Raw genomic sequence first — 10,949 nt, 5'->3', positions numbered from 1 at the left:
CCGACCCTCCCCCCCCCCCCCTCCCCCCACCCCCCCCCTCCCCCCCCCCCCTCCCCCCCCCCCCCCCCCCCCCCCCCCCCCCCCCCCCCCCCCCCCCACCGCCGTGTCCTGGCCCCGCCCCGTACGGGCGCGCTGACCGACGCTCCCCGCGCGCGAATTGTCGATACATCGACCACAACAGCCCGATGGGCGCAACTGCGCGTGCCGGTTCCCGGACCCGGTTCTACGGTCGGAGCACCCTGCCCCGTCCGTGGCAGGTCCCCGAGGGAGAGGACGCCCATGTCCCGTCGTCGTACGAACTCGCTGCTCCTGACCGTGCTCGCCGCCCACGCCGCGGTCCTGCTCGCCGCGCCCGCCGCCCCGGCCGCCGCCCACGCGGCGCCGCGCGTCGACTGGGACGCCATCGCGCAGTGCGAGTCCAGCGGCAACTGGAAGGCCAACACGGGCAACGGCCACTACGGCGGGCTGCAGTTCACCCAGTCCAGCTGGGAGGCGGCGGGAGGCCGCAAGTACGCGCCCCGGGCGGACCTCGCCACCAGGAGCGAGCAGATCGCGACCGCCAAGCGGCTCGCCGCCCAGCAGGGCATGGGCGCCTGGAGCTGCGCCCACCGCGGGTAGCGCCCGCCCCGTCGGACCGGCCCCGTCACCACGACAGGTCGTCGAGCAGCAGCTCCGCCACCGGCTGCGGTCCGCCGGTCAGCGGCTGCTCCGTCCACATCACCTTCCCCGTGGGCGTGTACCGCGTCCCCCACCGCCCCGCGAACTGCGACACCAGGTACAGTCCGCGCCCGCCCTCGTCCGTCGTCGCCGCGCGCCGCAGGTGCGGCGAGGTGCTGCTGCCGTCGGACACCTCGCAGATCAGGCTGCGTTCGCGCAGCAGCCGTACGTGGATGGGCTCGGAGCCGTACCGGATCGCGTTGGTGATCAGTTCGCTGAGCATCAGCTCCGTGGTGAACCCGATGTCGCCCAGGCCCCACGCCTCCAGCTGGCGGCCGCACGCGGCGCGTACCGGCGCGACGGCCGCGGGGTCGGCGGGCACGTCCCAGTCCGCCACCCGGTCCGGGTCCAGCAGCCGGGTGCGCGCCACCAGCAGCGCGATGTCGTCCCTGCGGTGCGGAGGCAGCATCGCGCTGAAGACGGCCTGGCAGGTCTCCTCCGCCGTCCGGTCCGCCCGGTGCCCGGCCAGCGTGTCGCACAGCAGCCGCAGACCGGTGTCGACGTCACGGTCGCGGTGCTCGATGAGGCCGTCGGTGTACAGCACCAGCCGGCTGCCCTCCGGCAGCCGCATCTCCGCCGTCTCGAACGGTCCGCCGCCGAGGCCCAGCGGCGGGAAGACCGGCACCGGGGGAAAATCCACCGTCCCGTCCGGCATGACCAGCGCCGGGGCGAAGTGCCCGGCCGTCGCCATGCTGCAGCTTCCGGACACCGGGTCGTAGATGGCGTACAGACAGGTGGCGCCCGTGATGCCGTCGCCGCTGCCGTCGCCCGCCTCCTCCTCGTCGATGCGGGAGACCAGCTCGTCCAGATGGCCCAGCAGCTCGTCCGGCGGCAGGTCCAGGGCCGAGAAGTTGTGCACCGCCGTACGCAGCCGGCCCATCGTGGCGGCGGCGTGCAGGCCGTGCCCCACCACATCGCCTACCACCAGCGCGACCCGCGCGCCCGGCAGGGGGATCACGTCGAACCAGTCGCCGCCCACCCCGGCCTGCGCGGGCAGATAGCGGTACGCGACCTCCAGCGCCTCCTGCTCGGGCAGCACCCGGGGCAGCAGGCTCCGCTGCAGGGTGACGGCCATGGTGTGCTCGCGGGTGAACCGGCGGGCGTTGTCGATCGCGACGGCGGCGCGGGCGGCCAGCTCCTCCGCGAAGGCGAGGTCCTCCTCCTCGAACCGCTCGGGCCGCTCCGAGCGCCAGAAGTTGGCCATGCCCATCACCACGCCCCGCGCCTGCAGGGGCACCGCGATCAGCGAGTGGATGCCGTACGCCAGCGCCGTGTCGGCCCCGTCGGGGTCCTGGGCCCGCCAGCCGTGCGCCACCCTCAGGTCCGCCTCCAGCGCCGCGTGCCCGGTCGCCAGCGCCGCCGCCATCGGCGTCGTCGGCACGTCGAACCTGATCACGTCGCCCACCGGCTGCAGCGGCGGGTCCTCGCGGATGCCGCTCACGGCCGCGCGCCGCATCTCGGTGTGCTCGTCGGTCGGCTCCTCGCCGCGCAGCACCGGGTCCAGCAGCTCCACCGTGACGAAGTCCGCGAACCGGGGGACCGCCACCTCCGACAGCTCCTCGGCGGTCCGCCGCACGTCCAGCGTGGTGCCGATCCGCACCCCCGCCTCGTACAGCAGCTTCAGCCGCTCCCGGGCCACCTCCGCCGTACCCGACAGGGCGCGCAGCTCGGTGGTGTCGCGGAGCGTCGCGACCGTGCCGGAGGCGCCGCCGTACGGGGCCGTGGGGCGGGTGTTCACGGCCAGCAGCCGGTCGGCGGCCAGGTGCACCTCGTCCGTGACGGTACGGCCCGAGGCCAGCAGCTCCGCGATGCCCTCGTCCAGACCCAGCTCGGTGACGCGGCGCCCCTCGGCCGCCGCGGGCAGCTCCAGCAGCCTGCGCGCCTCGTCGTTGGCGAGCGTCAGGCGGCCGTCGCCGCCGATCAGGATCACGCCCTCGCGCACGGCGTGCAGGACGGCGTTGTGGTGCTCGTACATCCGGGTCATCTCGGTGGGGCCCAGGCCGTGCGTCTGGCGGCTCAGCCGCCGGCTCACCAGCGCGGAGCTGCCGACGGCCAGGGCCAGCGCGCCGGCCGCGGAGACGAGCAGCACCGGCAGGTGGCGGTTGACGGCCGCCCCGACGTTCTCGATCTCCACCCCGGCGCTCACCAGCCCCACGACCGCGCCGTCCGGGCCCTCGACGGGCACGACGGCCCGCGCCGCGTCGTTCGGGGCACCTTCGAAGATCTCCGCGAACGGCGTGCCCCCGGCGGCCCGCTCGACCCCCTCGGCACGCGTGCCGACCAGCGACGGGTCGGTGTCGACAAGGCGCGTGCCGTCCGGTGTCATCACCACGAAGAAGTCCACGCCCGCGCCGCGCCGCGCCTCCTCGGCGTGCGCCCGCAGGGCGGCCGACGGGTCCGGCGACGCCAGGGCCCGCGCGGTGCCCGGGGCGTCCGCGAAGGACTCGGCGGCGGCGAGCGACCGGCTCTTCGCCTCCTGCTCGCCGTCGTGCCGCTCCTGGTATGCGAGCGCGACCACCGCGGCGACGATCAGCAGCACCGCGACGACGACCTGGAGCAGCAGCACCTGCCCGGCCACGCTGCGGGCCCGCAGCAGGGAACGGAGCCGGGCGCCCGACACGCGCCTGGGTCGTCCGAGACGTCCGTTCATGCCCCATTTCTAGCATCGGACCCCTGGGGGCAGCGACCGCGTGCGGGGGCGTCCGGGCCCGTCCGGGGACCGTCGGGTCCCACCGCCGGCCTCCCCGGGAGCCGGCGCAGCCGGACCGCTGGAAGGGCCCCGGGGGCTCCACCTCGATGCGGGACACGGTCATGATCACCGTACGGGTGCGCGGGCGGCGAGCAGAAGGCCCCCGGTCACATGGCCCCTGGTCAGTGCGGGTCTCGGCCTGTGGTGGACTGGGCGGCGTACCACCGCACAGCCAGAAGGCGACAGGAGCCGCGTTGACCAGCTACCGCCAGCCCGGGGTCGTCCTCACCGACCACCGCTTCACCGTCCCGCTCGACCACGGCGACCCCTCCGGCGCGCACATCGAGCTGTACGCCCGCGAGGTCGTGGCCTCCGGGAGGGTGGGCGCCGACCTGCCGTGGCTGGTCTACCTGGAGGGCGGCCCCGGCTTCGGCGCCCGCCGTTTCGTCGGTGCCCAGGCGTGGCTGGGCCGCGCCGTCCAGGAGTTCCGGGTGCTGCTCCTCGACCAGCGCGGCACCGGCCGCTCCACCCCCGCCAACCGGCAGACCCTGCCCCTGTGCGGCGGCCCCGCCGCCCAGGCCGACTACCTTGCGCACTTCCGCGCCGACTCCATCGTGCGGGACTGCGAACTGATCCGGCAGCGGCTGGCGGGCGGCGCCCCCTGGACCGTGCTCGGCCAGAGCTTCGGCGGCTTCTGCGCCACCCACTACCTGTCCGCCGCCCCGGAGGGCCTGCGGACCGTCCTCATCACCGGCGGCCTGCCCTCGCTGGACGCCCGCGCCGACGACGTCTACCGCGCCGCCTACCCCCGCATGCGGCGCAAGGCCGAGGACCACTACGCCCGCTACCCGCAGGACGTCGAACGCGCCCGCCGTATCGCCGCCCACCTCGCCGAGCACCGCACGGTCCTGCCGGGCGGCCACCTGCTGACCCCGGAGGCCTTCCAGTCGCTGGGCATCCTGCTCGGCGGCGGGGACGGCAGCCACCGCCTCCACTACCTGCTGGAGAACGCCTTCGTCCGCGGCGCCGGCGGCCCGGTCCTCTCCGACGCCTTCCAGGAGGAGGTGCGGGCGGCGCTGTCGTTCGCGGCGCACCCGCTGTACGCCCTGCTGCACGAGGCCATCTACGCCCAGGGCCCCGCGCGCGGCCAGGGCCCCACGGCGTGGGCGGCCGAGCGGGTACGCGGGGAGTTCCCGGAGTTCGACGCCGCCAAGGCCCTGGAGGGGGACGGGCCGCTGCTCTTCACCGGCGAGACCATCCACCCCTGGCACTTCGACACCGACCCGGCCCTGCGGCCCCTGCGCGAGACCGCCGGCCTGCTCGCCGCCCGCGAGGACTGGACGCCGCTGTACGACGCCGAGCGCCTCGCCGCCACCGCCGTACCGGTCGCCGCCGCCGTGTACCACGACGACCTGTACGTCGACACGGCGCACTCGCTCGCCACCGCGCGGACGATCCGGGGCCTGCGGACGTGGGTGACCGACGAGTTCGAACACGACGGGCTCCGCGCGGGCGGCCACCGCGTCCTGGACCGGCTGCTCGCCCTGGCGCGCAACGAGATCTGACGGCGGTCTGACGGTGACCTGACGGCGCGCTCTGACGGCGACTTGACGGAGACCTGACGGCGCGCTCTGACGGAGACCTGACGGGGCGTCGGCGCCGGTCGGCCCCGCCCGTATCCTGCGCCCATGACTGATCAAGCAACCGGTGGACCGGCCGCCCAGCTCCAGCCCATGCCCGAGGACTGGCAGCGCGCCCTCGCCGTCGTCGCCCACCCCGACGACCTCGAATACGGATGCGCCGCCGCCGTCGCCGCCTGGACCGACGCCGGGCGCGAGGTGACGTACGTCCTCGCGACGCGCGGCGAGGCGGGCATCGACACCATCGACCCCGCGACCTGCGGGCCGCTGCGGGAACGGGAGCAGCGGGCCAGCGCGGCGGTCGTCGGCGTCTCGGAGGTGGAGTTCCTCGACCACAAGGACGGGGTCGTGGAGTACGGCCTCGGGCTGCGCCGGGACATCGCCGCCGCGATCCGCCGCCACCGCCCCGAGCTCGTCATCACCCTCAACCACCGCGACACCTGGGGCGGTGTCGCCTGGAACACCCCGGACCACGTCGCCGTCGGCCGCGCCACGCTCGATGCGGCGGCCGACGCGGGCAACCGCTGGATCTTCCCCGAGCTCGTCGAGCAGGGCCTCCAGCCGTGGGACGGGGTGCGCTGGGTGGCGGTCGCCGGCTCCGTCAGCCCCACCCACGCCGTGGACGCGACACCCGGCCTGGAGCGTGCCGTGCGCTCGCTGCTGGAGCACCGCGCGTACATCGAGGCGCTGACGGACCAGGACCCGGAGGAGTACGTCCGTGCCTTCCTCACCGGCAACGCGCAGGCCGCCGCGGCGCGGTTCGGCGGGCGCCCGGCCGTGACCTTCGAGGTCTTCGGCCGCTGACGTACCCCTGTCGCGACACACCCCAAGGCCCCGGTGGGCGGGTGCGCCACCGGGGCCCGCCTCTTCCCCGACGGGCAAGCGACCGCTTAGTATGCGCTCCATCGTGGTTCCGTCCGACCCCTAGTGGAGGCCCGCATGCAGGCATGGCGCGTACACCGGAACGGTGAGCCGAGCGAGGTGATGCGGCTCGACGAGGTGGACCGGCCCACGCCCGGCGAGGGGCAGCTGCTGCTGAAGGTCCGGGCCGCCAACATCAACTTCCCGGACGCGCTGCTGTGCCGGGGCCACTACCAGGTGCGCCCGCCTCTGCCGTTCACGCCCGGCGTGGAGGTCTGCGGCGAGACCGAGGACGGCCGCCGCGTGATCGCCACGCCCGCGCTGCCGTACGGCGGCCTCGCCGAGTACGCCGTCGCCGACGCGGCCGCGGTGCTGCCCGCGCCCGCCGCCCTCGACGACGCCGAGGCCGCCGCCCTCCACATCGGCTACCAGACCGGCTTCTTCGGACTGCACCGCAGGGCCGGGCTCCGCGAGGGGGAGACGCTCCTCGTCCACGCCGCCGCGGGCGGGGTCGGCAGCGCCGCCGTACAGCTCGGCAAGGCGGCCGGCGCCACCGTCATCGGCGTCGTCGGCGGCGCCGACAAGGCCGCCGTCGCCCGTGAACTCGGCTGTGACCTGGTCATCGACCGGCGTACCGACGACATCGTCGCCGCCGTGAAGGACGCCACCGGCGGCCGGGGCGCCGACGTCGTCTACGACCCGGTCGGCGGCGACGCGTACGCCAAGTCCGCCAAGTGCGTGGCGTTCGAGGGCCGGATCGTCGTCGTCGGCTTCGCGAGCGGCGACATCCCGGCGCCCGCCCTCAACCACGCCCTCGTCAAGAACTACTCGATCCTCGGCCTGCACTGGGGCCTGTACAACCAGAAGGACCCCGAGGCCGTCCGCCGCTGCCACGACACGCTCACCGAGTACGCCGCCAAGGGCCTGATCAAGCCGCTGATCAGCGACCGGGTCGCCTTCGCGGACGCGGCGGCCGCCGTGCAGCGCGTCGCCGACGGCACCACGACGGGTCGCCTCGTCGTCCTCCCGGCCGCAGGGGAAGCCCTCACGGAAGGAGCCGCCAAGTGACCGACGCCGCCGAACTGCGCGCACGCACGCGCGCGTTGCTGAAGGCCCACCCGCCCGCCACCACCGACCGCGCCGACTTCCTCGCGGCCCGCTTCGACGCCGGGCTCGCCTGGGTCCACTACCCCGTCGGCCTCGGCGGCCTCGACGCGCCGCGCTCCCTCCAGGCCGTCGTCGACGCCGAGCTGGCGGCCGCCGGAGCGCCCGACAACGACCCGCGCCGCATCGGCATCGGGCTCGGCATGGCGGCCCCGACGATCCTCGCGTACGGCACCGAGGAGCAGAAGCGCCGCTTCCTGCGCCCCCTGTGGCTGGGGGAGGAGGTCTGGTGCCAGCTGTTCAGCGAGCCCGGCGCCGGCTCCGACCTCGCCGCGCTCGCCACCCGCGCGGTCCGGGACGGGGGCGGGGGCGACTGGGTGGTCAACGGGCAGAAGGTGTGGACCTCCAGCGCCCACGTGGCCCGCTGGGCGATCCTCATCGCCCGTACCGACCCCGACGTGCCCAAGCACCGGGGCATCACCTACTTCCTGTGCGACATGACCGACCCGGGCGTCGAGGTGCGGCCGCTGCGCCAGATCACCGGCGAGGCGGAGTTCAACGAGGTCTTCCTCACCGACGTCCGCATCCCCGACGCGCACCGCCTCGGCGAGGTCGGCGAGGGGTGGAAGGTCGCCCAGACCACGCTGAACAACGAGCGGGTCGCCATCGGCGGCGCCCGCATCCCGCGCGAGGGCGGCATGATCGCAACCGTCGCGCGCACCTGGCGCGACCGCCCCGAGCTGCGCACCCACGACCTCCACCAGCGCCTGCTCGACCTGTGGGTGGACGCCGAGGTCGCCCGGCTGACCGGCGAGCGGCTGCGCCAGCAGCTCGCCCTTGGCCAGCCCGGCCCCGAGGGCAGCGGCATGAAGCTCGCCTTCGCCCGCCTCAACCAGGAGATCAGCGGCCTGGAGGTGGAACTCCTCGGCGAGGAGGGCCTGTTGTACGGGGACTGGACCATGCGCCGCCCCGAACTCGTCGACTTCACCGGCCGCGACGCCGGCTACCGCTACCTCCGCTCCAAGGGCAACTCCATCGAGGGCGGCACGAGCGAGGTGCTCCTCAACATCGTCGCGGAACGCGTCCTCGGCCTGCCCGCCGAGCCGCGCAACGACAAGGACGTCGCATGGAAGGACCTGGCGCGATGACGGACCTGCTGTACACCGAGGAGGAGAACGACCTCCGGGCCGCCGTACGGTCCCTCCTCGCCGGCCGCGCCGACCCGGCCGCCCTGCCCGCGCGCGTCGAGGCGGGCACGCCGTACGACCCCGCCGTCTGGCAGGGACTCGCCGCCGGCATGGGCGCGGCCGGGCTCCTCGTCCCCGAGAAGTCCGGCGGACAGGGCGCCACGCACCGCGAGGCCGCCGTCGTCCTGGAGGAGCTGGGCCGCGCGGTCACGCCCGCGCCGTACCTCACCAGCGCGGTCGTCGCGACCGAGACGCTGCTGGCCGTCGACGCCCGGGACCTCCTGGCGGAGCTGGCCGCCGGCCGCAAGGTCGCGGTCCTCGCCGTCCCGCTCGCCGCCGGGCCCGGCGACGACCCGGTCACCATGGCGACCGGCGCCTCCGGGGCCGTCCCGGGGCCGGTCTCCGGGGTCGCCGACGCCGTCCGCGCCGACGTCCTGCTCGTGGTGCGCCCCGACGGGCTGTACGCGGTCGACGCCGCCGACGCCGAGATCGTGCCGCAGACCCCGCTGGACCTGACCCGGCCCCTCGCCACCGTGACCGCCGGCGCCGGCGGCACCCGCCTCGCGGACGCCGACGCCGCCCGCGCGGCCGTCCGCCGCGGCCTGCTCGCCGGGGCCGGCCTGCTCGCCTCCGAGCAGCTCGGCGTGGCCGAGTGGTGCCTGGAGGAGACGGTCCGGCACACCCGCGAGCGCCACCAGTTCAACCGCCCCGTCGGCTCCTTCCAGGCGCTCAAGCACCGCATGGCGCAGCTCTGGCTGGACGTCGCGGGCGCCCGGGCCGCCGCCCGGAGCGCCGCCGACGCGCTCGCCACCGCCGGCCCCGGCGCACCGCTCGCCGTGGCCGTCGCCCAGGTGTACTGCTCGCGCGTCGCGGTGCGCGCCGCCGAGGAGTGCGTCCAGCTGCACGGCGGCATCGGCATGACCTGGGAACACCCCGCGCACCTCTACCTCAAGCGGGCCAAGGCCGACCAGATCGCGCTCGGTTCGGCGGGGCACCACAAGCGCACCCTCGCCAAGCTGGTGGACCTTCCCGCCCCCGAGAGGGCCGGGTAAGGACCGCGGTAGGTGCCCACCCCTCTACATGATGTTTAATTGCGAATCGCTCGCAACAACATCCGATCTTCAAGAGGGGTGCGGACCATGACCGCCCGATCCATACGCGCCATACGCGGCACGGCCGCCGCGACGCTGGCCGGGGCCCTGGCCCTCACCGCGGCGGCCTGCTCCAACCCCACCCCCGGGGAGAAGAACCACGGCGCCGGGGAGAGCGCGGTCGTCGGCATCGCGTACGAGCCCGAGACGCTCAGCCCCCTCCTCGGCTACGGCAAGGACGGCAACTCCAAGATCTTCGACGGGCTCCTCGCCTTCGACGGCGACATGAAGCTCCAGCCCGCCCTCGCCGCCGAGCTGCCCGAGGTGAGCGCGGACGGCCTGACGTACACGTACAAGCTCCGCAAGGGCGTCACCTTCAGCGACGGCAAGCCGTTCAGCGCCAAGGACGTCGTCTTCACCTACCGGACGATCCTCGACGCCAAGACGAACAACCCCTCGAAGACCGAGCTCGACGCCCTCAAGGACGTCAAGGCGGTCGGCGACGACACCGTCGTCTTCACGCTCAAGTACCCGTACGCGCCCTTCGCCGAGCGCACGGTCCTCGCCATCGCCCCCGAGCACATCGCGGCCAGGCAGGACGTCAACTCCGGCCCCTTCACCACCAAGCCCATCGGCACCGGCCCGTATGTCCTCACCGGCTGGTCCAAGGGCGAGAAGCTCAGCTTCAAGGCCAACCCCCACTACTGGGGCGGCGCGCCGAAGGTGGAGAAGTTCACCATGGCGATCATCAAGGACGACGACGTCCGCGCCACCCGCCTGCGCTCCGGCGACCTCGACGGCGCGATCCTGCCGCCCAACCTCGCCAAGGGCTTCAAGAACGACGGCGGCAAGAAGACCTACGAGGCCACGACGTACGACTACCGGACCGTGACCCTGCCCACCCACAACGAGGTCACCGGCGACACCGCCATCCGCCGCGCCCTCGACGTCGCCGTCGACCGCCAGGCCATGGTCGACAAGATCCTCGAAGGCGCCGGCAAGCCCGCCTACGGCCCGGTCCCCACCGACAGCGAGTGGTTCACCAAGGGCACCGAGCGCCCCCACGACCTGGGCCAGGCGAAGAAGATCCTCGACGAGGCGGGCTGGAAGCCCGGCCCCGACGGCATCCGCGTCAAGGACGGCGTCCGCGCCGCCTTCCCGCTCTGGTACCTCTCCGGCGACAAGCTCCGCCAGGACCACGCCCTCGCCTACGCCTCCGACGCCAAGAAGGCCGGCATCGACATCACCACCCAGGCCGGCACATGGGAGGTCATCCAGCCGCGCATGAAGCAGGACGCGGTCCTCGCGGGCGGCGGCTCGCCCGGCGACCCCGACTTCGACCAGTACCTGCTGCTGAAGTCCTCCCTCGGCGGCGACGGCTTCAACAACATGGCCTGGTACGACAACCCGGCCGTCGACAAGGCCCTGGACGACGGCCGCAGGACCAACGACAAGGCCGCCCGGAAGGCCGCTTACGACACCGTCCAGCGCGAGCTGGTGAAGAACCCCGGCTACACCTTCCTCACCCACATCGACCACGTGTACGTCCTCACCACCTTCTGGGACGGACTGTCCACGCAGGTCGAGCCGCACGACCACGGCCTCGCCGCCGGCCCCTGGTGGAACGTCGAGGACTGGACCCCGAAGAAGTGACCGACAA

General features: G+C 74.4%; 8 protein-coding genes. 7 read left to right on the top strand and 1 reads right to left on the bottom strand.

The annotated features are described in order from the left end of the window. Positions 1-279 precede the first annotated feature (279 nt). Complete coding sequence (locus ACZ42X_RS00795) at positions 280-618, top strand: transglycosylase family protein (RefSeq protein ID WP_361429797.1); 339 nt, start codon at positions 280-282, stop codon at positions 616-618. Between the two features lie 25 nt (positions 619-643). On the opposite strand, the gene ACZ42X_RS00790 is transcribed toward ACZ42X_RS00795, so the two are convergent. Then, positions 644-3,367, bottom strand: a complete 2,724-nt coding sequence (locus ACZ42X_RS00790) for a SpoIIE family protein phosphatase (RefSeq protein ID WP_468282604.1) — start codon at positions 3,365-3,367, stop codon at positions 644-646. Between the two features lie 293 nt (positions 3,368-3,660). Between ACZ42X_RS00790 and ACZ42X_RS00785 the strand changes: the two genes are divergently transcribed. The 6 genes from ACZ42X_RS00785 (at position 3,661) to ACZ42X_RS00760 (ending at position 10,942) form a co-directional block, all read left to right on the top strand. Continuing rightward, positions 3,661-4,971, top strand: a complete 1,311-nt coding sequence (locus ACZ42X_RS00785) for an alpha/beta fold hydrolase (RefSeq protein ID WP_468282601.1) — start codon at positions 3,661-3,663, stop codon at positions 4,969-4,971. Between the two features lie 123 nt (positions 4,972-5,094). Beyond that, positions 5,095-5,850, top strand: a complete 756-nt coding sequence (locus ACZ42X_RS00780; RefSeq protein ID WP_468282598.1) for a PIG-L deacetylase family protein — start codon at positions 5,095-5,097, stop codon at positions 5,848-5,850. Between the two features lie 135 nt (positions 5,851-5,985). Next, the gene (locus tag ACZ42X_RS00775) at positions 5,986-6,975 is read left to right on the top strand and encodes an NADPH:quinone oxidoreductase family protein (RefSeq protein ID WP_468282595.1); all 990 of its coding nucleotides are present in this window, start codon (positions 5,986-5,988) and stop codon (positions 6,973-6,975) included. Then, positions 6,972-8,159, top strand: coding sequence for an acyl-CoA dehydrogenase family protein (locus ACZ42X_RS00770; RefSeq protein WP_468282592.1), 1,188 nt, complete (start codon positions 6,972-6,974; stop codon positions 8,157-8,159). Before ACZ42X_RS00775 ends, ACZ42X_RS00770 begins: the two co-directional genes overlap by 4 nt. Then, complete coding sequence (locus tag ACZ42X_RS00765) at positions 8,138-9,250, top strand: acyl-CoA dehydrogenase family protein (RefSeq protein ID WP_468282589.1); 1,113 nt, start codon at positions 8,138-8,140, stop codon at positions 9,248-9,250. Before ACZ42X_RS00770 ends, ACZ42X_RS00765 begins: the two co-directional genes overlap by 22 nt. A gap of 87 nt (positions 9,251-9,337) precedes the next feature. After that, complete coding sequence (locus ACZ42X_RS00760) at positions 9,338-10,942, top strand: ABC transporter substrate-binding protein (RefSeq protein WP_468282586.1); 1,605 nt, start codon at positions 9,338-9,340, stop codon at positions 10,940-10,942. The last annotated feature ends 7 nt before the right edge of the window (positions 10,943-10,949 follow it).

This window comes from Streptomyces sp. NPDC030862 (assembly GCF_055571835.1).
This window is presented reverse-complemented; position numbering and strand designations above follow the sequence as displayed.

Excerpts from the sequence above, each read along its gene's own strand:
- ACZ42X_RS00780 (WP_468282598.1), top strand. The coding sequence starts at position 5,095 with ATGACTGATCAAGCAACCGGTGGACCGGCCGCCCAGCTCCAGCCCATG.
- ACZ42X_RS00765 (WP_468282589.1), top strand. The coding sequence starts at position 8,138 with ATGGAAGGACCTGGCGCGATGACGGACCTGCTGTACACCGAGGAGGAG.
- ACZ42X_RS00775 (WP_468282595.1), top strand. The coding sequence starts at position 5,986 with ATGCAGGCATGGCGCGTACACCGGAACGGTGAGCCGAGCGAGGTGATG.
- ACZ42X_RS00790 (WP_468282604.1), bottom strand. The coding sequence starts at position 3,367 with ATGAACGGACGTCTCGGACGACCCAGGCGCGTGTCGGGCGCCCGGCTC.
- ACZ42X_RS00760 (WP_468282586.1), top strand. The coding sequence starts at position 9,338 with ATGACCGCCCGATCCATACGCGCCATACGCGGCACGGCCGCCGCGACG.
- ACZ42X_RS00795 (WP_361429797.1), top strand. The coding sequence starts at position 280 with ATGTCCCGTCGTCGTACGAACTCGCTGCTCCTGACCGTGCTCGCCGCC.